Source organism: Thalassotalea sp. PS06 (genome assembly GCF_007197775.1).
Lineage (GTDB): Bacteria > Pseudomonadota > Gammaproteobacteria > Enterobacterales > Alteromonadaceae > Thalassotalea_A.
The window spans coordinates 2,126,936-2,148,366 of record NZ_CP041638.1 but is presented as its reverse complement, the minus strand read 5'-3'; the positions used below and the strand labels follow the sequence as shown (position 1 = coordinate 2,148,366).

At 42.3% G+C, this 21,431-nt stretch carries 20 protein-coding genes; 9 read left to right on the top strand and 11 right to left on the bottom strand.

The annotated features are described in order from the left end of the window. Positions 1-178 precede the first annotated feature (178 nt). The 3 genes from FNC98_RS09570 to FNC98_RS09560 all read left to right on the top strand — a co-directional run bounded on the left by FNC98_RS09570 (position 179) and on the right by FNC98_RS09560 (position 4,008). Entirely contained in the window at positions 179-1,063 is an 885-nt protein-coding gene (locus tag FNC98_RS09570) for an RHS repeat-associated core domain-containing protein (protein ID WP_143581017.1), read from the top strand. A gap of 23 nt (positions 1,064-1,086) precedes the next feature. After that, entirely contained in the window at positions 1,087-1,482 is a 396-nt protein-coding gene (locus tag FNC98_RS09565; protein ID WP_143581016.1) for a hypothetical protein, read from the top strand. 1,485 nt (positions 1,483-2,967) lie between these two features. Next, positions 2,968-4,008 carry an IS481 family transposase gene (locus FNC98_RS09560; protein WP_143581015.1) on the top strand — a complete coding sequence of 347 codons (1,041 nt, stop codon included), beginning with the start codon at positions 2,968-2,970 and terminating at the stop codon, positions 4,006-4,008. A 130-nt stretch (positions 4,009-4,138) separates the two neighbouring features. Here FNC98_RS09560 and FNC98_RS09555 read toward each other — a convergent pair whose 3' ends face one another. After that, a complete protein-coding gene (locus FNC98_RS09555; RefSeq protein ID WP_143581014.1) occupies positions 4,139-4,483 on the bottom strand; it encodes a hypothetical protein in 345 nt (114 codons plus the stop codon). Beyond that, on the bottom strand, positions 4,483-5,427 hold the full coding sequence (locus FNC98_RS16955; protein WP_260680335.1) for an RHS repeat-associated core domain-containing protein: 945 nt from the start codon (positions 5,425-5,427) through the stop codon (positions 4,483-4,485). The genes FNC98_RS09555 and FNC98_RS16955 overlap by 1 nt, the downstream gene beginning before the upstream one ends. 126 nt (positions 5,428-5,553) lie before the next feature. On the opposite strand from FNC98_RS16955, the gene FNC98_RS09545 reads away from it, so the two are divergent. The 3 genes from FNC98_RS09545 (at position 5,554) to gdhA (ending at position 9,410) form a co-directional block, all read left to right on the top strand. Then, a complete protein-coding gene (locus FNC98_RS09545; protein WP_143581013.1) occupies positions 5,554-6,087 on the top strand; it encodes a hypothetical protein in 534 nt (177 codons plus the stop codon). Next, positions 6,077-7,018, top strand: a complete 942-nt coding sequence (locus tag FNC98_RS09540; RefSeq protein ID WP_143581012.1) for a tyrosine-type recombinase/integrase — start codon at positions 6,077-6,079, stop codon at positions 7,016-7,018. The genes FNC98_RS09545 and FNC98_RS09540 overlap by 11 nt, the downstream gene beginning before the upstream one ends. Before the next feature lie 1,072 nt (positions 7,019-8,090). Next, on the top strand, positions 8,091-9,410 hold the full coding sequence (gdhA, locus tag FNC98_RS09535; protein ID WP_143581011.1) for an NADP-specific glutamate dehydrogenase: 1,320 nt from the start codon (positions 8,091-8,093) through the stop codon (positions 9,408-9,410). 155 nt (positions 9,411-9,565) lie between these two features. Here gdhA and FNC98_RS09530 read toward each other — a convergent pair whose 3' ends face one another. From FNC98_RS09530 to rimK, 6 genes are all read right to left on the bottom strand, one after another. After that, positions 9,566-9,853: an encapsulin-associated ferritin-like protein gene (locus FNC98_RS09530; RefSeq protein ID WP_143581010.1), complete on the bottom strand. Its 288-nt coding sequence runs from the start codon at positions 9,851-9,853 to the stop codon at positions 9,566-9,568. A gap of 77 nt (positions 9,854-9,930) precedes the next feature. Further along, the gene (gene nhaA, locus FNC98_RS09525) at positions 9,931-11,310 is read right to left on the bottom strand and encodes a Na+/H+ antiporter NhaA (protein WP_143581009.1); all 1,380 of its coding nucleotides are present in this window, start codon (positions 11,308-11,310) and stop codon (positions 9,931-9,933) included. Between the two features lie 383 nt (positions 11,311-11,693). Further along, complete coding sequence (locus tag FNC98_RS09520) at positions 11,694-12,551, bottom strand: mechanosensitive ion channel family protein (protein WP_143581008.1); 858 nt, start codon at positions 12,549-12,551, stop codon at positions 11,694-11,696. Between the two features lie 10 nt (positions 12,552-12,561). After that, positions 12,562-13,002: an ATP-dependent zinc protease gene (locus FNC98_RS09515; RefSeq protein ID WP_143581007.1), complete on the bottom strand. Its 441-nt coding sequence runs from the start codon at positions 13,000-13,002 to the stop codon at positions 12,562-12,564. Next, the gene (locus FNC98_RS09510) at positions 13,002-14,036 is read right to left on the bottom strand and encodes a succinylglutamate desuccinylase/aspartoacylase family protein (protein WP_143581006.1); all 1,035 of its coding nucleotides are present in this window, start codon (positions 14,034-14,036) and stop codon (positions 13,002-13,004) included. The genes FNC98_RS09515 and FNC98_RS09510 overlap by 1 nt, the downstream gene beginning before the upstream one ends. Beyond that, positions 14,037-14,942 (bottom strand): 30S ribosomal protein S6--L-glutamate ligase, encoded by a 906-nt coding sequence (rimK, locus tag FNC98_RS09505; RefSeq protein ID WP_143581005.1) that lies wholly within the window; start codon positions 14,940-14,942, stop codon positions 14,037-14,039. It abuts the gene before it with no gap. 106 nt (positions 14,943-15,048) lie between these two features. Between rimK and FNC98_RS09500 the strand changes: the two genes are divergently transcribed. Then, positions 15,049-15,891: a LysR family transcriptional regulator gene (locus tag FNC98_RS09500; protein WP_143581004.1), complete on the top strand. Its 843-nt coding sequence runs from the start codon at positions 15,049-15,051 to the stop codon at positions 15,889-15,891. A 64-nt stretch (positions 15,892-15,955) separates the two neighbouring features. Here the strand turns inward: FNC98_RS09500 and FNC98_RS09495 are convergent, their stop codons facing one another. Further along, a complete protein-coding gene (locus tag FNC98_RS09495) occupies positions 15,956-16,909 on the bottom strand; it encodes a zinc transporter ZntB (RefSeq protein ID WP_143581003.1) in 954 nt (317 codons plus the stop codon). Positions 16,910-16,970: 61 nt separating this feature from the next. Next, the gene (locus tag FNC98_RS09490; protein ID WP_221932874.1) at positions 16,971-18,140 is read right to left on the bottom strand and encodes a flavohemoglobin expression-modulating QEGLA motif protein; all 1,170 of its coding nucleotides are present in this window, start codon (positions 18,138-18,140) and stop codon (positions 16,971-16,973) included. Between the two features lie 269 nt (positions 18,141-18,409). On the opposite strand from FNC98_RS09490, the gene FNC98_RS09485 reads away from it, so the two are divergent. Both FNC98_RS09485 and FNC98_RS09480 read left to right on the top strand, forming a co-directional pair. Next, entirely contained in the window at positions 18,410-19,963 is a 1,554-nt protein-coding gene (locus tag FNC98_RS09485) for an AbgT family transporter (protein WP_143581002.1), read from the top strand. A 126-nt stretch (positions 19,964-20,089) separates the two neighbouring features. Further along, the gene (locus FNC98_RS09480) at positions 20,090-20,362 is read left to right on the top strand and encodes a DUF4242 domain-containing protein (protein WP_143581001.1); all 273 of its coding nucleotides are present in this window, start codon (positions 20,090-20,092) and stop codon (positions 20,360-20,362) included. A gap of 135 nt (positions 20,363-20,497) precedes the next feature. Here FNC98_RS09480 and FNC98_RS09475 read toward each other — a convergent pair whose 3' ends face one another. After that, positions 20,498-21,286 (bottom strand): hypothetical protein, encoded by a 789-nt coding sequence (locus FNC98_RS09475; RefSeq protein WP_143581000.1) that lies wholly within the window; start codon positions 21,284-21,286, stop codon positions 20,498-20,500. Between the last annotated feature and the right edge of the window lie 145 nt (positions 21,287-21,431).

Genomic DNA, 21,431 nt, shown 5'->3' with positions numbered 1-21,431 from the left:
CCAGTGAGCTTGACAATAACTTACACGGAAATAAGGCGGATTAACTTCAAGGCTTAACTCATATGGTTATGAGATGGTGGCATCGTTTATCTGATGGTGTCTGAGCAGGTCACGATTTAACATACAAATAATCCACTTCAAGCACGTAAATTTTACGAGTTAGTTCGCGCAAGTTCATATGAACGGGCGGGTGTATGATTATAACCTTGGGCGTTTTATGTCAGTTGATCCATTTGTCGCTTTTATGGGAAATAGCCAAGCTATCAACCCATACAGCTATGGAATGAATAATCCGCTCAGCGGAACTGACCCGACAGGATACACTTGGGAGTATGGATATAGGCCACCTCAAGGATTTAATTCTGTTGCCGCTTTCGGCGCTTATCTAGAGCTACATCATGGAAGTGAGAGCGAGCAAGCTCAATGGAGAGATTCTATGGACCCCGCGTTGGTCTCAATGGGAGACGACATTAATGTGGGAGTGGATGCTGCAGTTACACTTGTAACCACAGGCAGTTTAGTCGCAGTCCAAGAGGTTTTATCCAAAAGGTCAATTAGGAAAAGAAATGGAAGTAATAATCAGGCATCGACTAAAACAGATAATACCGCTGATATTGGTAGTCAAGCTTCTAAGAACTCAAATCAAGATATGGTGGATAATATAGTTGAAAAACGAAGAGCAACTGAAGCTCCAGGCGATGCTACTTTCGCGCAAGGCAGAGATGGTGATGGAAACTTAACTAAAATAAGGCAGAGTAACCCTGGAGATACCAGCACTAATCGTGGTCATGCTGAGAAAAAAGTCTTAGCCGACTTAGAGGGCAAACCTAAGCCACACACCATCGCAGTTGATCAAACACCGTGTTCAAGTTGTACGGGTGATTTGTCGAGCGCAAATGTCGATAAAGTTATAGTGCCGCAACAGCCAGGTAAGCCTGAAGGCGCTTCGCCAAAATCAGCGGCTATAGCGGCGGCTAGTCGTGGTAAAGTGGTAATTCCTAAAGTCGTGCAAGTAAGTGGTCGAATTGAAAGCAATAGACTACGCGATCTGGAAAAACAATAGTAAAATTTTATAGGTGATTTTTGATGTCAATATTTTTGGACTTGGATAAAGGTAGTTTGCTTGGGGTCAGGATTGGCGAAAAAGCCGATGAAATTAGTATTTCACTGGAAGATAAAAATAAAGGTTATTCTATTGCAGTTATCAATGGGACAGTTGAATCCATTTTCGTTTCAATTCTCGAGGGATATTCGGGTTTTAGAAGTTTTGCCGGAGAAATAAAATTCAAGGAAAGTAAAATTTATATACAGACTTCAGTTTCCCCAAATGAATTGAAAGAAGCTTTTGGTTCACCTGCTGCTGAATGGGAAGACGGAGTAGAGAAATGCCTAGAATATACTACTCAGAAAAATCACGTCGAGTTTGTATGGGGTGTTGAAGATCGTTTGCATTTGAAATACGTTGCAATAGAAAGAAGTTAATTGAAAGTGGTGTGAGCGGGGGCATACATTCGCTTAGCTTTTTCATTGAGAAACGGTTTAATGAAGTAACATTGCACTAAATAGAGAATCTAGAATTCTCAAGGCAACGAAGTCGGTCTGCTACCAGGCCTTCATCCTCGAAAAGCTCAACCAATTGGTTGAGCTTTTTTGTGTCCAGAGATTTCAAGTTAAATGAGATTTTTGCAATTTAAATGAGCGTGGGTTCTTCGTAATTGAGATCACATTGCAATTTGGAGGCGGATCTACAACTGTAAATTCTTATCGAACTGCAACTCAATCTTATTTAACCTGAAATGGATCTCATTTAATCTGATTATTGGAAGCAGTTTAAATTGAAGGAGGGGAGCTAATTTATTATTTAGTCTGAAAACACTATACCTCAACTCATTGAAAATTAGAATAATGATGTTTTTACAACGCGTATCATTAATACGGTTAATTTGGGCGCAGTAGCTTTAAGCGTATCAGCTAATAAAAATAAAATTGTAAATGTTTAGAAACGAATATTCATATGAAAACAATTCCTAATAACAAACTTAAATAAAAATTTTTTAAAAACACCAGGCCTTGATGGTCAATGTATTTGGAGGAATATTCATAGCGACATTTTAAAAGCTCTTTTTATAAAGAGGCGCTTCATCTTCAAAAAAATAGCAAGCACATGTAAATATTACCTTTTTCTGGTGGTTGAGTTTTTAAAATGGACATTTTCGTGGGTTTTAAAAGTATTGGTCAATAATATGGTCAACATCATAGAGAAAGCTTTTTAAAACTTTTAGTATAAAAACTCCAAATCTAGCTCGTTGATATAGATGAGCTTTCTCACTTTTTCTCTCATTGAATTCGCGCATATTTCAGCTTAACTAACACTGTCGTTTGGGCAACGCGGTGAAAAAATGAAAACTTATGATTGGTAGAGGGAGCAAGTCTTCCATGTATTTGGGAAATACTACGCTGGCTAATTTTAGTAAGTCGTTTGGCGGCGACTCCTAAAGTTTATTTTAGCGTTGTACTTTGTCGGCTTAACGATGAAGCATCCTCATATTACGCTACTTTTCCAGTTTTAAGGCGGATATATGAATGCAACTCCTGCTCAAGTAGTAAAGAACATCTTGTTACGTTTCTATCACGAAGATACGAGTATCGCAATGAGACTTTGAGCAAAGAACAGTGGTTTTATAAGGAGGCAACGTGCTTGAATTAGATCGGAGACTGGAGCTTGAATTCTTAACATCTGATTGAATCTCAAACCTCTAAACACAAAAAAGCCCAACCTATTGGTTGAGCTAGTACAGTTGAGCTTTTTTGTCAATGTGAACGGTTCAGGGCCAGAACCCGTTAATTCCCAATTATTGAAGTGAATTAGTTCCGACTAGATCTGACATATCTTCTTGAAAAGTAGAGAGTTACCCGTTTTGATAAAAGGTGTCGAATCTTTAATTCAAAACAAAAGAGGTAACTCTCATGTTATATACTAACAACCCAATCATTAAACACAAAGCTGGCTTATTAAATTTAGCGGAAGAGCTCGGTAATGTGTCGAAAGCCTGCAAAGTGATGGGCGTATCACGAGATACGTTTTATCGCTATCAAGAGCTCGTTGAAGATGGTGGTATTGATGCCTTAATCAACCAAAGCCGCCGTGAACCTAATCTGAAGAATCGAGTCGATGCGAGCACCGAGCAAGCGGTCCTTGATTACGCCATTGAGCAACCAGCTCACGGACAACATCGAACCAGCAATGAATTGCGCAAGAACGGTGTATTTATCTCAGGCAACGGAGTTCGCTCAGTATGGCTTCGGCACAACCTGGAAAACTTCAAGAAACGCTTAAAAGCGCCCGAAGAGAAAGTCGCCAGCGAAGGCATCATCCTTTCTGATGCACAGGTTGCTGCGTTGGAAAAGAAAAAGCATGACGATGAGGCCTGTGGCGAAATAGAAACGGCACATCCAGGCTATCTCGGCTCTCAAGATACGTTCTATGTTGGCAACCTGAAAGGTGTTGGCCGGATATATCAGCAGACCTTTGTGGATACCTTTAGCAAAACGGCGTTTGCCAAGCTCTATACCACCAAAACGCCCATCACAGCGGCCGATATTCTCAATGATAAGGTACTGCCATTCTTCCAGGATAATGAGCTTCCAATGCTGCGTATTCTCACTGATCGCGGGACGGAGTATTGCGGTAAAGTTGAGAAACACGATTACCAGCTCTACCTGGCTATTAATGATATCGATCATACAAAAACCAAGGCGATGTCACCCCAGACGAACGGTATCTGCGAACGCTTCCACAAAACGATTCTGAACGAATTCTATCAAGTCACATTCCGGAAAAAGCTCTACAGCAGCTTAGAGGAATTGCAAAAAGATCTGGACGATTGGATGGATTACTACAACACTGAACGGACGCATCAAGGAAAAATGTGCTGTGGCAGAACGCCAATGGAAACGCTTAAGGATGGCAAACAGATTTGGGCGGAAAAGAATTTAGCTCAAATCTAAACTGACAGATACCTTGTCTAAAATGGGTAACTGTCAGATCAGGTCTGAGCTAGTACACATAATAAGACCAACTTAGGCGGATCACTTTTCAATGCAAATCGTGGATCAGTTTTAAGTGCAAATTAACAATTCATAACCTTTCAAATTCCATAAGCTCCACTGGAATGTCTAAAGAACCTATTTCTAGCTGCTTTTTTATATGCTCTAAATGCTTTTGTGCTTCCGATATAGTTATATTGTCAGTAACCGAATCAAAATTATGTGTTATCGCATCAAAGTAATGCTCTACAAACACCATTAGAGTCCTAAGTTCGTTATCTCGTAGCATTATTTTTTCATCTTCTGGTTCAAGTATTTCACTAAGCAGAATACTTGGAGCAATATTGTCAAAGTCTCTACGTTTAAGACTTTCCTGAGATTCTTTAATAACTTGAATTAAAGCATTGATAAATTTTTTTCTATCGCTGATTGGCATTAAAACCTCTTATATATTTTTTCATACCACTTCCAGGATGGTTTCACTTGAAACGGGCGATGCAGCCCTATGCCTCCTGGCCCTCTTCTATGATAATGAGGTAACTTTCTTCCTTTTGTGAATTGAGGCATACCTTTTGCCCCTTTACCACCTGCAGGCAACCTGTGAAAATCAAACCTAGGTTTAGAACCATACCCACCACCCGCGCTTATAGTCCAACCTTCAGTCTCCCCATTTGAGCCACGCAATTTTTTAAGGCGGGGCATATGCTTTCCAAACTTATAAAGATTAGCCCCGAACGCTAGCCCGGGAATAGGAACTACAACTAAGGCGGCGTCCATTGCAGCATCGCCCGTGATTTGTAAGTAAGTCCCTTCTCCACCAACTGAATCAAGAAGTTCACGCTCACGCATGCGCTCCCATCGAGTATCTAAAAATGCGGTTTCACCAAAATTGTTTGTGTCCACTCCTATTGCCGAGTATTCAGCATCTAGTTTATCTGTATTAATCGCCTCAACGGAGTCTAAAGCACTATTGGCAGCGGTTGAAAATTGCTTATTTGCTGAATTACCGGAATATTTTGCCGTTTTACCTTGCGAACCTATATCCAATGTTGAGAACTTGCCTGCTAAATGATTCACCCCTGTCGAGAGCGCAGCCCCCACTTCGGCTCCATTTCTAAAGTTGACATCTTTGACAACAGCCGTTTCAGTCTTAGTTGAACCATCTTTCATAGTGACTTTGACTTCAACTTTCATATCACCACAAGATTTAATTCGTGTTCCAGTTGCTGCGGCGCAATATCCTGTGGGATCAGTTCCGCTCAAAGGATTATTCATAATGTATGAATAAGGATTAACTGATTGGCTATCTCCGGGGCTCTGAATAAACGGGTCAACTGACAAAAAACGACCGATGTTATAGTCATACACCCGCCCGTTCATATGACTTAACCTAATCAAAATAGGTAACCTTATGAGTTTTAATAAACTTTACGTAGTTCGACCTAAACGCACAGTTACCAGATTAACTGATACTAATCGGTGATTCCACGTTACATAGGAGGACATATGAATCACCTTAATTGTTTACCCATAAAAATTGGCGCAATGTCAGATACCCGGGTAATTATTTCTTGCGTTAATTACAATCATGAAACTTTGCTCATATCGAATTTTCAAGAGCAGATTGTCGACCAACTTGTTGATCACTATCACACGAGGTTAATGGAAAATAAAGCTGCAATTAGTAAGCTTCTTAATTTTGGGATAGGTATTCCAGATATCAAAAAGCTCAAGATTGGCTTGTGTGACAGAAAGTTAAACAGAGTGGTTGCATGTAGTCGTTGTGCTGAGGGGGCGTCAATAAGAGGAATACTTGAAGTTCACGGTTTAATCAAACCATCCGGCCATGAAGAGCTTCGAGGCTGTGTTACTTTGCCTTTATATGATGAAAATGGTTTGGTTTTGGGCATTTATGGGCGTCGAATGGCCCAATATATTCGAAGGGAGGGGAGGCGACATATTCTTTGGCTTGCCACTCAGGACGCCATAAACAAGCTGAATTTTCCGGCTAAGATTGTGGAGCTTCATTATGACGAATAAACCTCTAACCAAGCATTTTAATAATTGTTTGGAATATTACTTAGATATCTTGTTCGGCAAAGGCTACAGTCAGGCAACTATCGATCTCAAACAACAAATACTGGAAATGTTTTTCGAATGGTTAAAACAGCAATCAATAGTTGATTTGGAACTAGTCGATACAACAGTGTTAGACGCCTATCTTGGACATTTGAGAAGCCATCGCAAAAAGATGTCAAATTTGCCTTTAGCTCAAACAACGATACGAACTCGCGCAACGACGGTCAAAGTATTTTTGCAAGGGTTATATGCCAGAGGAATTATTCACTCGAACGCCTATGATAAATTTGAACTGCCAAAATCTGGTAAAGCATTGCCCAAATCGATACTGAGTGTTCGCGACATACTAGCTATTTTGCAACAAGTGCCAACGCATACGATGAAAGGAATTCGTGATAGAGCTATCATTGAGTGTTTTTATGCGTCCGCCATTCGCAGGTGTGAATTAATTAATCTTCAGCTGGAAGATTTCGATGTCACCGCAGAACAAATACGAATAGTAAACGGGAAGGGAGGTCAAGATCGCTTTGTTCCCATCGGGCAATCTGCCATTGTATGGATGCGTAAATATATCAGAGATTCCAGACCTTGCTTTGCACATATTTCTTCAGGAAAAAGTTTATTTTTGACAGACAGTGGCAATAAATTTTTACCCAAGAGCATGTCAGGATTAATGAGCAAGTATATTAAACGGGCCAATTTAAACAAGTATGGCTCCTGCCATCAGTACCGTCATGCTGCAGCAACGCACATGATGGATAACGATGCCGATATACGCTATGTGCAGGAGTTTTTGGGTCACTCCAGCATCTCAACTACACAGGTTTATGTTCACGTTAGTAAAGCTAAATTACAGCGGGTTTATAAAAAATCTCATCCAAGAGCCACTTAATAAAGCAATTGAAAGGTAGCTGCTTTTCAGCACTACCTTTGCCAATAACTTTGAAATGACATAATCGTAAACAACCTTTGGATATAAAGTGAGCTATCATATATTCTCAACTACTGGCACTCACTTGATGCACTCAAGTAAATTAGAGTTTTATAGATTGGTACAATTTCCCAATGATTTTTGACCGCGAGAACACATAAAATTTAAGTGGTAATAAGGGCCTAAATCGTGGCGGTTCAGTTCTCGAAATGGCCGAATTCTGATGAAGTTTTTATGTGAGTTTTTGGTGTTTTTGTCTTGGATCTATCCCTTATATTACAAGTGCTTATATGCCAGATTCAAGTCCCTCCATCCGCACCATCACAAGGTTCTAAGAGAACCGAAAAAAGCCGAAAATCCTATTATTAACAAGGGTTTTCGGTTTTTTTATGTCCTAAGACATTTCACTGGATTTGTTGAGATCTGAGAATTAATGCGGTAGCGATTGTTCATTATACCAATCCCATTAAATTATTGCTCACTCTAAGGGGGTTTATCAGAGGCCCATTTACGGCCCTATATTTCATTAATATAGAATGACTATATCAATAAAATCTATGTTGTAACTGAACCTCGGCCCTAACTCTGAGTTGTGCACAAACTTAGTGTGATTGGTATAAACACAAACTCTTGGTATTGGCTTCGTCCAGCACTTTGATTAAGTCAAAATGTTGGTGCCAGAACCACAAACTGGCTCATTTTCGAATATAACTTTGCTGTCTTTTCGCTCAATTCTACTAGTAAGTTATCATCTTCTGTTTTTAGACAGCGCGTCGATGAGGAAAACGCTAAAAGGGCTCTGTAAAAAGCTAATCCGCCTAGACGGGATATTCCTATAAGAGGACCAGAGTTTTCCATCGTTTCAAATCACCTTCCATAGCTCATTGTAAATCAACGATAGACCCTTTTTTTTTTATGGTTAAACCATCGTTGTTCTGAATATTGATGCTGAACTTTGTTTTACCGAGTTACGTTTAACGAATACCTGATAAACTTGTTAATCGCTCATTATTGAATTCCCTGGAGGTCAAAAATGAAGTCCGCGTATACAAAAACCATTACCGAAAGATTATCCGACTTATATCAAGAGCAGAAAGAATACCTACAAGCCATCGATGAATTGGTTGTATACAGTGAATTAGATTCTGCCTTGAGAGAGAGCTTTGAAGCGGAAAACGTTTTGGAACGACTGTTGGTTCCCGACCGGGTGATTAGTTTCAACGTTACCTGGGTTGACGATAGTGATAAGGTTCATGTTAATCAGGGATGGCGTGTTCAACACTCTAATTTGATAGGGCCATATAAAGGCGGCCTGCGTTTTCATCCGAGCGTTAACGAGTCGGTACTGAAATTCCTCGCATTGGAACAAACCTTCAAAAATGCACTCACCGGTTTACCCATAGGAGGGGCTAAAGGCGGTTCAAATTTTGACCCTAAAGGAAGGTCACAGCGGGAAGTGATGCGATTTTGCCAGGCATTTATGGACGAGTTGTTTCGCCACATTGGACCAAACACCGATGTACCTGCAGGTGACATCAATGTCGGGACGCGTGAAATTGGCTATTTATTTGGGCGTTTTCGTCGCTTACAGAATCAATTTACCGGAGCAATTACTGGCAAGGACGTAGATTTTGGCGGGAGCCACGCGAGGATTGAATCTACAGGCTTCGGGGTGATATTTTTTGCGCAGCGTGCGCTGGAAACACATCAATCGAATCTGGAAAATAAAACGATTTGTATTTCTGGGGCGGGTAATGTTGCTTTGCACGCCGCGCAAAAAGCGATCGACAACAAAGCCATCGTTATTTCTCTGTCAAACAGCAAGGGGTGCTTGTTTGCTCAACAGGGGTTATCAGCCTCAGAGGTGGATGCTCTTATCAAAGATCAAAATACAGTAAATCTAGAGGAATACGCTGAAAAAATTGGCGCTAAATGGCTGGATGGCGATAAACCCTGGGAGCTAGAGTGTGAGATCGCGATACCATGTGCTACTCAAAACGAATTATCAGAAAGTGATGCCAAGCAGCTGATTTCCAATGGAGTGAGATGGGTATTTGAGGGCGCTAACATGCCCTGCGAAGCTAAGGCGATAACGCGATTTCGGGAAAATAACGTGATGTTTGCGCCCGCGAAAGCGGTCAACGCAGGTGGTGTTGCCGTATCATTGTTTGAAATGGGACAAAACGCGTCATTCAACCCCGAAACCTTTAAAGCGATGGAGGAACGCCTTCGTCAGACCATGTATGATATTCACGATAATTGCATGTCTGTCAAATCCGATGATTATCTGATTGGCGCTAACAGTTTCGCACTGAAGAAATTGGTTCAGGCAACGCTTCAGCAGGGGATCTGACAGCACTAATCAATGTCTAACGCAGTTCGCTGCGGCTAGTAGGAATTCATTCACTTGAACGAAACAAAAGGAGGCGCTTTAGCTTCTAAAACGCCTTAGGCTAATTGCTCGACTGCAGCGCCTCTTGTTCAAGGTTACTGGGCTAATGGAAACCTTTAATCGTGCGATATTTTGTCACTGCTGAATAAATAATCTTTCAGCTCTTTATCGAACGTAGGATCTTTTCGTCGGATCCATTCCAACATCATTGCTGCATGCTCTTTCTCTTCGTCCCTGTTATGAATCAGGATTTTTTTAAGCTCCTGATCTTTGCAGGCATCGACGCGTTGATTGTACCAGTCGACAGCTTCTAGCTCTTCCATTAAAGAGACAATGGCGCGATGCATGTCTTTGGTCTCATCCGATAAATCGTTAATGGGTTCATGATATCCTTCGTTTGCCATGAAATTCTCCTAATTTAGAGGGTTAAAGTGTAGGAATGCCTGAAGCATTCTCGGCAATTTGTGGTGCTGTAATGGCGCTAAATATTGTCAAAGACCGGACGGTTTTCATCTTCCTGCCTGCCTTTGAACTTTGCTGATACGTAGAGCAAAGTCGCACCTAGGAATGCGGCAACAATAGAGCCGGTCATGATTGACATCTTCGCAACAGTCAAGGTTTCAGGTTGATGCTCAAACGCCAATGTAGCGATAAATGTTGACATAGTAAAACCAATACCTGCGATAAATGACATGCCCAGAACGTGAGTCAACTGAACATTACCCGGTAGTTCACCAAATCGTAAGCGTAGGGCAAGATAGCAGGCCCCGCCAATACCGAGAAATTTTCCAAGCACCAGGCCAAAGATAATGCCCAGTCCCACTGGCGTCGAAACACTTTGTTGCAGTGCGTCAAAATTCAATGGGATGCCTGCATTGGTTAATGCGAACAACGGAACAATTAACAATGCAACAGGGAGCTCTAAAGCATCTTCCCAGCGTCTCAGGGGAGTACTGGCGAGATCTGCGGCTACACGAATCTTCGTGACTTTTTCGTGGTCGCTTCGATTGCTCAATACATCAATATTGTTTTCGTCCACCTGAATATCCTCGATAACATCTTTTGCTTCCGTCAATACTTTTTCTGGATTACTTTGTGGACGCGCGGGAATTGTTAGTGCAATTAAAACACCTGCAAGTGTGGCGTGGATACCTGATTTCAGCATGAGAAACCAGATAATGAGGCCAATTAAAATATAAAATATGGGTTGTCGCACCCCTGCAGCATTTGCTACCAACAATAAGAGTGCCCCGGAAATTGCTCCTGCAAAGTACGCAAGCGACAGTTGCTCGGTATAGAACAATGCGATAACCATAAGTGCGCCGATATCATCGACAATTGCAAGACCCACGATAAACGCCAATAACCCGTTAGGGATGTGTTTTCTCAGTAACATAAGGACACCAAGAGCAAACGCTGTATCCGTTGCCATTGGGATACCCCAGCCTGCAATAGAGTCTTGTGACCAGTTAAAACCTGCATAAAATAACGCGGGAAAAATCATGCCGCCCAAAGCACAGGCCACCAGCATTTTCCGGCTTTTCGGATCAGCCAATTCTCCAGCGATAAACTCTCGTTTTATCTCTAACCCCAACATGAAGAAAAATATTACCATCAAGCCGTCATTCATGATGTGCTTGACTGTCGTCTGTATGTAGTGTTCGCCGATAAAAAAGCCGATCTGTTGATGAATTAATTGCTGATAACTAATGGCATAATCGGAATTGGCCCACCAAAGTGCGATGATGGTTGCCATGAGCAGGAAAAAGCTTGCCGTTGACTGAGCTTTTATGAAGTTGGAAAAGGGTTTGTGTATGTTGTTAAAGTGTTTTTCTAAAGGGGTACTTGACGTATCCGACATAAAAATTTTGGTCCTCTGCTTTTGCTATTAATAATGGTATATGGGCAAAACATGTAAATTCAATGGTTCTAATCGAAGAGTTTTTCTCTACGAGCTTTAGGTTTAAATAGTTCAGTTGTTTGACTTGCCAATTAATCTATATCCCGTTTGTCTGCAAAAAGTGAGTCTATTTTCCGTAATCACAGAGCAGTCTTTTGCGCGTTCAAGCAATGTGTTGGATGCAGGAAACAGGTGCGGAAAATTGAGAAACTACCCGCGATAACAATGTAAGCCTGTGATTGTGATTAAATGTGCTTGGGCTAATGTCATACAGTTGCGGGGTTGAGTTTCATTTTCCGTCAAAAGGGTATCTACCAATATGGTGATTTTGATATGTTGTAGATTTATCCCCGCTCAATTTTTAATGCGCCATCGATGTGAATATCTCGTTGTGGATAAGCAATGACGATATTGTCGGCTTTGAATGTTTTATCAATATGATAACGTATCTCGCTTGATACGCCCCTCAGGCCGCCATCTACTGAAGAATTTATCCAGAAAAACACTTCGAAAATAAGCGCGTTGTCGCCAAAATCCTGAAAAAATACCGCTGGTGGTGGCGTTTCCAGAACGTTTTCATTGGCTTTTGTAGCCTCAAGCATTAAATGCGTGACTTTTTCACAATCGCTGCCATATTGCACACCAATTCTTACCGTACCCCGGATCAAGCGATCCCGCAGAGTCCAGTTGACCACGGTATTTTCAAGAAGTTTACTGTTCGGAATAAGTAAGTGAACACCATCGGTCCTGCGCACCCGGGTAGAGCGAGTATTTATCTCTTCAACCACGCCTTTAACCCCTTCGACCTCCAGGAAATCGCCAATTCGAATTGGCTTTTCACCAATCAATATCCAGCCACTGATAAAGTTGTTAATGATGTTCTGGGCACCAAAACCAAAACCAATTGCAATGGCACCAGATAGAAAAGCAAAGGCGGCAATGGGCACGTTTAACATCGACAATGTTGTCATAAATACAACAGCAATAGCGGATATGAAAATTACCCGCTGGGTTAACTGTATGGTATTTGGATCCGTTTCCCGGGCGATTAAACGATTGGAAACCGACTTTAAAATGAGTCTGATAAACCAGTAGCTAAAGCCTATCCAAACTGGGATCGCGAGTACTTCTGAGATAGTCAGGGGATCATCATTGAATGTCAGCAAAGTGTAATTTAAAAACGCGTTAACGTAGTCCAACATGATTATTCCTTTATCTTGAATTTTCGTTATTACTGGCGATAAAAGCGCGCGACGGGTCAATATAAAATTGTTCCCCGAGTGCCTGGCGGCCAATAAGCATCAGATAGGTCATATCCGAACGGTTTGTCAAGGTAATTTCTATCGGCCAAGAGTGCTCGCCTAACACGGCTTTTGTTTGTATCACAAAACGTTGTTCACTGGTGCCGTTCGATGACTTAACCTGGCGGATATCATGAACTAACGCCTGGCAGTGAATAATGTTATCGATATCGTAAAACTCCGGGTGTAAATCAAATTCGATTGCTGGCTTACCGGATATTTTAACTTTCTTTATATTATCAACATGTAAGGAAGATGTCTGCGCGCCTGAGTCGACGCGCGCAGTTAATTGACTGATACCCAGTTCCGGCAGTCCTATTTCTTCAAGGCGACCAATGATGGTTTTAGCCATTACTGTAATACCTCGGTAATGGGTTTATCGTCATGGAAGTCTTCGGCAACCGACTCGATATGCTCAGCAACAACATCTTCATCCTCTTTAAAGTAAGCAATGTGATACATAGCTTCTCCTTCCTGTACTAACGGAATATTCTGCTTACCTATTATCACACCACTGCGGTTAGCGGGGACGGAACCGAGTAGCTCGCCATATGGACTGCCGATCTGCGCCAGGGTATCGCCTTTATTGACACTATCGCCAAGGTCGAACTTATGTGTCGCTATGCCACTGACACTAGCTCGAACCCAACCACTATCGTAGGCAACGAAGGGCATGCGTGACGATTTTTTGCTTCGTCCTTTCGGGATCATTTGCAAATGCCGCAGTACATTGATGATGCCTTTCAATCCGATGCGAATCGATAACTCGTCAAACCTAAGTGCTTCTCCCGCCTCGTATAGTAAAACTTTGGTTTCCATTGAGCCCGCGGCCTCCCGCAAAGAGCCATCGCGAAGATTAGCATGCAATGCAACTGGCGCCGCAAAAACCTCGGCTAGCTGTTTGGTTTGCTCATCACTTAAATCAGCGCGGATTTGCGGCAAGTTAGAGCGATGAATGGCGCCAGTGTGCAGATCAATTCCGTAATCACATTGACTGACAATCTCTTTTAAAAAGGTGTTGGCAACACGGGCTGCCAATGAGCCTTTTGATGAGCCAGGAAAGCTTCGATTAAGATCCCGTCTGTCCGGCATGTAGCGACTCTGGTTGACGACGCCATACACATTTACCATAGGCACCGCGATAACGGTGCCACTATTTACTTTAAAGCTTTTTAGATTCACCAGACGACGAATAATTTCAATACCATTTAATTCGTCGCCATGTACTGCTGCACTAATAAATACCACAGGGCCTGAACGCTTACCACGAACGATATACACGGGCAGATCAACTTCCGCATCTGTGTACAACCTGGCAACAGGTAACGCGAGTTTTTTGCTTTCACCGGGCAGGATTGTATGTCCGCCGATCACAAACTCTTTCATTTATCCTTTTCCTCGAGTGCGATTACTGTTTTTACTGGCATTCTTTTCAATAAACTCAATGATTTTTCCAGCCACATCCATTTCGGTTGCCGATTCAATCCCCTCAAGACCCGGTGATGAATTAACCTCCATAACCATTGGTCCGGAATGGGAGCGAAGCAAATCGACACCACACACGTTAAGGCCCATGGCTTTGGCAGCATTTACCGCGGTTTCACGCTCTTCTTTGCTCAGTTTTACTATCTCAGCAGTGCCACCTCGGTGCAGGTTCGAGCGAAATTCACCCTCAATACCCTGGCGCTTCATTGCCGCGACGACTCTGCCGCCAACGACCAGACAACGAATGTCAGCACCACCGGCTTCTTTAATAAACTCCTGCACCAGAATATTGGCTTTGAGATCCATAAATGCTTCGATAATACTTTCCGCGGCCTTTGCCGTATCGGCAAGTACCACACCGATACCTTGGGTACCTTCCAATAACTTAATCACTAACGGTGCACCACCAACGTTTTTGATCAAATCTTTAATATTGTCAGACTTGCTGGCAAAACCTGTACGCGGCAAACCAATGCCTTTTCTGGATAACAGTTGTAATGAGCGTAACTTGTCGCGAGAGCGACTGATAGCCACGGATTCATTCACGTTAAACGTACCCATCATTTCAAACTGTCTGGCAACTGCGGTTCCGTAAAACGTAATCGACGCACCAATACGAGGGATGATGGCGTCATACCGCGGTAACTCTTCACCGTGGTAACGAACGGTAGGGCGACTGCTGGTTATATCCATGTAGCAATGCAAGGTGTTAATAACATCGACCTCATGGCCTCTGGCGCGACCGGCCTCAACCATACGTTTGGTTGAGTAAGAATTTGGCTCTCTTGATAAAATTGCGATTTTCATTTTTCTTTCCTGAAAGTAATTTTTGGTAAATGTAGTGAGAAAATGATGAAAGATAAAACTAAATAAACTATCATGTTTGATAAAAAATATTTATCAATAAAAGCTAATGAAAATAGAACTCCTGTCTACATTTCTGGAAGTGAGCCGCACTTTGCATGTCAGAGTGGCCGCTGAAAATTTATTTCTTACCCAGGCAGCGGTTAGCGCCCGCATCAAGCAACTTGAAGAAGAGTTAGGCGTGCAGTTATTTGATCGCTCCCATAAACGTCTGAAATTAACTCCCGAGGGGCATCGACTAGGTCGCCATGCCAATGAAATGTTAACGCTTTGGCAAAAAACGAAATTGGATGTGGGTATTGCGCAAAGTAATTCTACCCAGCTTTTTGTCGGTTCGATGACCTCAATCTGGGATATTGTTTTACAGGACTGGCTGCAGAAAATTCATCGAAACCTCGATGATGTGTGCTTATACACCCATACATACTCGGCGCCAGAGCTTCGTAAACAAATCCAAACCCGGCTTATCGATATCGCATTTTTATTTGAACCGCCATACAGCGAAGAAGTGATCACTGAAAAGGTTGCGACCGTACCCCTGCATCTTGTCTCAACGTCAGAAAACTCGGATATAAATGCTCTCGAAAATTTCATTACGGTGGACTACGGAGAGTCAGTTAACGCGCAATTTCAGCGATTCTTTGATGATCAAATTACCCCCTGGCATCATATGAGCCAACCGAAAATGGCGCTTAACTTCATTCTCGAAGCCGGTGGTTGTGCATTTTTGCCTCGACAGCTTTGCTTTGAACATTTGCGCAAGAAAAAATTATTTATGGTTGAAAATAGTCCGACATTTGAGCGGGAAGTATTTGCCGCCTTTTTGGCCAAAAACCAAAAGCTTGCGACCATTGAGGATGCATTGCAGGTTTTCCCATACATCAGAAGTTAATAAATAAATTTTATTAATGACCGGGTTTTTGATAATTACTATTTATCGATCGCTGAAAGTTGACCTATAACCAGCGATTTTTTCTCAAAATTAATGTTAATAACGCAGTGATAACACATAAAAAACCGGTGACCAGATAAAATGCATCGGGGTTGTCAGCTCCGGGCATACCACCGACATTGATACCCAACAGCCCGGTCAAGAAGCCCAGCGGTAGAAAGATTGCCGCAACAATTGATAATACATACATGCGGTTATTCATTGTCTGGCCGAGATTAACATTGATCTCTTCCTGCAATACGTTCGCTCGTTCTTTACATAAATCCAGCTCTTCAATGTAAAGTTGTAAGTGGTTAAGGGCTTCGCGGATTTCAATTTTCTGCTCGGCGCTGATAAATTTATTCTTATCGCCTATCAAGGTCATCAGAGCGTCACGCTGCGGTCCAAGATAGCGTCTGATAGCAATGATTTGTCGACGCAAATTTGCTAACTCTGATTGGTTTGTTGAATGCTTGCTGTCAATAACCAATTCTTCCAGGCAAGACAGAGATTCTTCGATAAAGTGTACGGTATCGGCGATTTTGTCATTGAGATTAACAATGAGATCGATAAGCCAGGAGGAGGGGGTTTTCGGGCCTGTTTTGTTGTGGATCGCATGAGCAATTTCTTCCAGAGATAACAAACGCCGCCTGCCGGTTGAAATGATAAAGTCGCGACGAAAATATATTCGTATTGATACCATATCCTCTGGATTGGAATCTTTAGCCAGATTAATACCGCGCAGGGACAGCAACACCCCATCATCGAAAACCTGAGCCCGAGGGCGGGTTTCCTCTGACAACAGGGCGTCAATAATTACCGAATCGAGTTCAAATTCCTCGAGATGTTCTTTATTGCTCTGGTGTTGGTAATTTAAGTGCAGCCAACGGTCGCGAAATAACAACTCTTTCGGTAAGTCATCTTGGACTGATTGCTTTTTTAAATCAAAATCATATTCTTTGATAGCTTCCGTATTCATTGACCATATCCCTGAATTAATTCACTTACACTGTACGACAGTATCTCAAGTCACTCTAAGACTATTTTATCGCTTGAGCAATGAATTTTAACACCGGGTCTGTGGGAACAGGTCTTCGAATCGCTGGACTAATATGTTTTGGTGCAATTAAATAACCTTGTTCAATGAGTTTGTTAACGACTTGCAGGTGCTCAAACGACACCTTACCACAAAGCAGGTTGTGAATTTTCAGCTTGCTCTGATAGGCTTCCAGGATCTGCTGGAACCCTTTTAGATACAGGTAATCTTTGGTAAAACCACCGCCTCGATACACTCGTGATGAGATTGCGAATGCGCTGGCAGGGCTAGCTCCGTGCTGATCAACCAGTAAGCTAAATGTACGTTTAAAATCTTTTTCGATGATCATCGAATTTACGGCAATCACCCGAAGCGCCAGCATCCTAAATCTGTCGAGCGTCATAAAACCTGACAGGTATTCACAAAGTAGGGCCAGACCTTCTTGCGTCGTGGTATTAACGGGAGAGCCTAATAATAAAATTTTCAACGGCTGTGACTGAGCATTGAGTGTGGTTGCCAGATGTACGCCAAGTTCATGGTGTGCCAGGGCTCTTAATTGCGGTTTGCTGACTTTTGCCTGAGTGTTTATTTTCACGGTATCACCAGAAACCAGAGCATTGGCAATCATGCTATCTTCTAACGTTAGCGTCAGTGGGTAATTGTTTGCTGCCGCAAAGCTTTCGAAATATTTCTTAATCTCATTTGCACCCACAAGGTCGGTTTGGGCTTGCGGCTCTTGAGCGGTGATATGCAGCAGATATTCTGCATTGCGAATATCCCTTGCAGACGGTTCGCCGTAGTAACGCAATGAATCATAGAGGAACTTTTCGGTACCGATATGCCTGAACTGGTCAAGCTTATCGACATAGGACTGGATAACTTCACTGTATAAGCGATAGAGCTCCTTACTTTTAATCGTCTCTACCGGTAAGTTGAAAAGCTCCCGCTTTTTCGAAAACAGATTCAGGTTAGTTTTTTCGTAAGAAAATTTTGGATTCGCTTTGCCATGGCCATCGAAAAATGCTTGTTTTTCATGTTGATAGTTCTGAGGAGCAATTGCCGACAAAATATCAATGCCCTTTACACTCTCATATAGGGTCTCATCGAGTTCTCGTAATGTCGGTGGAATCACTGTCTTTTTGTTCATCGGTAATTGACTCAAGTTTGTTTTCACCAATATTCTGCAAGTTAACTGAATGTACAAGCGGATTTACTTTAAATACAGCAAATTGTAATTGTCGCTAAGACAAATAATTATTGAATTGTTGGTATGAAACATCCGATTCACTTACCAGGGTTGTTTAAGAGAAGTTTCAGACATGCTTTTTACTCTGCTTTTAGTGCCATTGAGCAAAGTGTGATTCTCAGATACTATGGCTTTTTCATCTCATATCAATCTTCAATGCGGATTGGTTTAAACAAAAACAATAAAAAGGTGTAATCATGAGTGAAGCTCAAGCAACAATAGAGCGACCATCTCTGGTTCAGAGATTTCTTGATAAAGTCGAAGTCGTTGGTAACAAATTACCGGATCCTGCGGCTCTGTTTATTTCCTTGCTGGCCATTGTCTGGGTGCTGTCATGGGCGTTAGCTGGTGTTGATTTTAACGCCGTAGATCCGCGCAATGGCGAAGCCCTGATGGTGAAAAACCAGTTAAGTGGTGATGCCTTAGCGGCGTTCTTTTCATCCATGGTAACCAATTTCTCCCATTTCCATCCGGTAGGCGTGGTTTTGGTGGCGATGCTAGGTATTGGTGTTGCCGAATATAGCGGCTTTATCAATGCCGGTCTTCGCGCCATCATGGCCAAAACCGCGACCTGGTTACTAACGCCTATGGTTATCCTTGTTGGTATTGTCAGCCACTCTGCGATTGATGCTGGTTATGTTCTGGTTATTCCTCTAGGTGGGGTTATCTTCTATGCCGCCGGTCGGCACCCATTAGCCGGTATTGCAGCGGCGTTTGCCGGTGTATCTGGCGGTTTTTCAGCGAACTTCGTGCCATCGGCACTGGATCCCATGCTGCAGGGGATTTCCCAGGCGGGCGCGCAAATTCTTGATCCAAACGTGGTGTTAAACCCATTAAATAACTATTACTTTACAACGGCCTCTGCGCTCGTTGTTACTGCTTTAGGCTGGTTTATTACCGATAAAATCGTTGAACCAAAACTTGCCAAAAATGAGTTAGATGGCGATTTGTCTGATTTACCAACCATGGAGCCTTTAGAAGATAAAGAGCGAAAAGCACTGCGTTGGGCCATGGTTTCCGTTGTTCTCGGTTTGGGCATTCTGTTTGCTACGGCTTATCCTGCCGATTCATCTTGGCGAGCAGACGATGGCACGTTAACCGCCTTTGCTGCGCCTTTGATGAAATCTATCGTACCGTTAATCTTCTTGTTATTTTTGATCCCAGGTTTGGTATACGGCATTGTCATTGGCAAAATAACAACGTCGAAAGAATTTATAGAAGGCATGTCAAAAGCCATGTCAAGCATGGGTTACTATCTGGTTATCATGTTCTTTATCGCCCAGTTTATCTACGCTTTTGGTCAATCTAACCTGGGTGTTTTGCTGGCGGTAAAAGGCGCTGCCTTCTTAAAAGAAATGGCACTACCTGCGGGTATTACCATTACTGGCATTATCATTTTAACCGGTTTTATTAATCTGTTTGTCGGTTCCGCATCGGCAAAATGGGCTTTACTGGCACCAATATTCATTCCGATGCTGATGCAGTTAGGTATCTCACCGGATTTAGCGCAGGCGGCGTATCGCATCGGTGATTCCAGTACCAATATCATTACGCCGTTAATGCCATACTTTCCACTTGTCGTGGTATTTTGTCAGCGTTATGTGACCAATGCCGGCATCGGTACTTTGACAGCGATGATGCTGCCTTTCTCGTTAAGCTTTCTGGTTGTATGGACGCTGTTCTTGATGGCCTATTGGGGGCTTGGGTTTCCTTTAGGTTTACAGGCCTCCTATGAGTATTTACCTAACTAAACTCCATCAATGATAACGCCGCTAGTTATAGCGGCGTTTTTTTATCCAGTTTTTTGGCGATATTTAAATTTGCTGACTAAATTTAGTTGTAGATTAAATATGACTATGAATTTATTGGAGAATATCATGCCAAAATACGTTATCGAACGGGAAATTCCTGGTGCCGGGAATTTGTCGACAAGCGATTTACAGGGGATTTCGCAAAAGTCCTGCAGTGTATTACAGAATATGGGCCCACAAATCCAATGGGTACAAAGTTATGTGACTGGTGATAAGGTTTATTGTGTATACATTGCCGACAATGAAGACTTGATCAAGCAGCACGCAGAGCAGGGCGGTTTCCCAGCCAATTCGATATCCGAAGTAAGAACCATTATTGACCCGACGACTTCTGAATAAGTTTATCCTGTAGCCGGAAAATTTATCACACAGCATAGTTGCAATTTTACAAACTATGCTGTGTGCTTATAGCAATTCCATGAAGTCTTTGTTGAGCTCATCTTCAGGGTAGAGATCATTCGACCGTTTAAGCTATCACCTAAACTTTCTTTGACCAAAGCAACAGATGCTAGCTATCAACAGCAGCGCGACTGATGCCGGCTCTGGTATTGGCGTGTCATTATTTCGGGTTCGTTGTACATCTTTTACCAGCATGAATGAAAAAGGAATTGAGTAGTCATCGATTTCCTCTGCATAATAATCTTCGGATATAAAAACCGGTGCTGTGTAGGCAAATAGATGGTAATAAAAGTCATCATATTGCCACTCAGGATATTCGGGGTTGTCATAACCAGGGTCAAAATTATTTAGGCTTAGATCAAATGCAAGATATTCCAGGTTTCGACGGGAAATAAAAAATGTATGGGCGAATGGTTCATCGTTGACATCTAACAGACCGATTCTCGATTGAAATGTTGGCCAAACTGCACCGTTTTTGCTATCAGAATAAACGAAAGTACAGGACACTTCGGGAATACATACAAATGGAAATTCGCGACTGGTGTCGGTTTCATACCTGTTGGTGTACATAAAAGCGAAAATTCGCTTTGTTTCACTTAAAGTTGGCATTCGCCAACCCTGCGCGGTCAGGCCGCCGTCTAACAAAGCCTGTAGCTCATTTCTATCCAGATTCAGTAGTTCTGAAGCATCCATCCAGATCAGTTTGTAGCGGGGAAAACTTAACGTAAACGCTTTATTATCGCCGGCTTCGAATGCGTCTGCTTCAATCAGTTCAGCGTGTGATAGAGGCGGCAGTAACAGCAAAACGAAGGTAATCAGAAGGTTAATAGTCGTGCTAAAAGGTTTGGGGATGAGTCGGTTCATAATGGTTCTCTGTACTAATAAAAAATTAAATACAATGAACAACAAGGGACTTATTTGGCAACCCCCCTTACAAATCACCAGTATTTACTAAGCAATTCGTATTCCAAGTTGTATTTTCATACATATCAATAAGTTAAAAACACAC

Excerpts from the sequence above, each read along its gene's own strand:
- FNC98_RS09570 (WP_143581017.1), top strand. The coding sequence starts at position 179 with ATGAACGGGCGGGTGTATGATTATAACCTTGGGCGTTTTATGTCAGTT.
- FNC98_RS09565 (WP_143581016.1), top strand. The coding sequence starts at position 1,087 with ATGTCAATATTTTTGGACTTGGATAAAGGTAGTTTGCTTGGGGTCAGG.
- FNC98_RS09560 (WP_143581015.1), top strand. The coding sequence starts at position 2,968 with ATGTTATATACTAACAACCCAATCATTAAACACAAAGCTGGCTTATTA.
- FNC98_RS09555 (WP_143581014.1), bottom strand. The coding sequence starts at position 4,483 with ATGCCAATCAGCGATAGAAAAAAATTTATCAATGCTTTAATTCAAGTT.
- FNC98_RS16955 (WP_260680335.1), bottom strand. The coding sequence starts at position 5,427 with ATGAACGGGCGGGTGTATGACTATAACATCGGTCGTTTTTTGTCAGTT.
- FNC98_RS09545 (WP_143581013.1), top strand. The coding sequence starts at position 5,554 with ATGAATCACCTTAATTGTTTACCCATAAAAATTGGCGCAATGTCAGAT.
- FNC98_RS09540 (WP_143581012.1), top strand. The coding sequence starts at position 6,077 with ATGACGAATAAACCTCTAACCAAGCATTTTAATAATTGTTTGGAATAT.
- gdhA (WP_143581011.1), top strand. The coding sequence starts at position 8,091 with ATGAAGTCCGCGTATACAAAAACCATTACCGAAAGATTATCCGACTTA.
- FNC98_RS09530 (WP_143581010.1), bottom strand. The coding sequence starts at position 9,853 with ATGGCAAACGAAGGATATCATGAACCCATTAACGATTTATCGGATGAG.
- nhaA (WP_143581009.1), bottom strand. The coding sequence starts at position 11,310 with ATGTCGGATACGTCAAGTACCCCTTTAGAAAAACACTTTAACAACATA.
- FNC98_RS09520 (WP_143581008.1), bottom strand. The coding sequence starts at position 12,551 with ATGTTGGACTACGTTAACGCGTTTTTAAATTACACTTTGCTGACATTC.
- FNC98_RS09515 (WP_143581007.1), bottom strand. The coding sequence starts at position 13,002 with ATGGCTAAAACCATCATTGGTCGCCTTGAAGAAATAGGACTGCCGGAA.
- FNC98_RS09510 (WP_143581006.1), bottom strand. The coding sequence starts at position 14,036 with ATGAAAGAGTTTGTGATCGGCGGACATACAATCCTGCCCGGTGAAAGC.
- rimK (WP_143581005.1), bottom strand. The coding sequence starts at position 14,942 with ATGAAAATCGCAATTTTATCAAGAGAGCCAAATTCTTACTCAACCAAA.
- FNC98_RS09500 (WP_143581004.1), top strand. The coding sequence starts at position 15,049 with ATGAAAATAGAACTCCTGTCTACATTTCTGGAAGTGAGCCGCACTTTG.
- FNC98_RS09495 (WP_143581003.1), bottom strand. The coding sequence starts at position 16,909 with ATGAATACGGAAGCTATCAAAGAATATGATTTTGATTTAAAAAAGCAA.
- FNC98_RS09485 (WP_143581002.1), top strand. The coding sequence starts at position 18,410 with ATGAGTGAAGCTCAAGCAACAATAGAGCGACCATCTCTGGTTCAGAGA.
- FNC98_RS09480 (WP_143581001.1), top strand. The coding sequence starts at position 20,090 with ATGCCAAAATACGTTATCGAACGGGAAATTCCTGGTGCCGGGAATTTG.
- FNC98_RS09475 (WP_143581000.1), bottom strand. The coding sequence starts at position 21,286 with ATGAACCGACTCATCCCCAAACCTTTTAGCACGACTATTAACCTTCTG.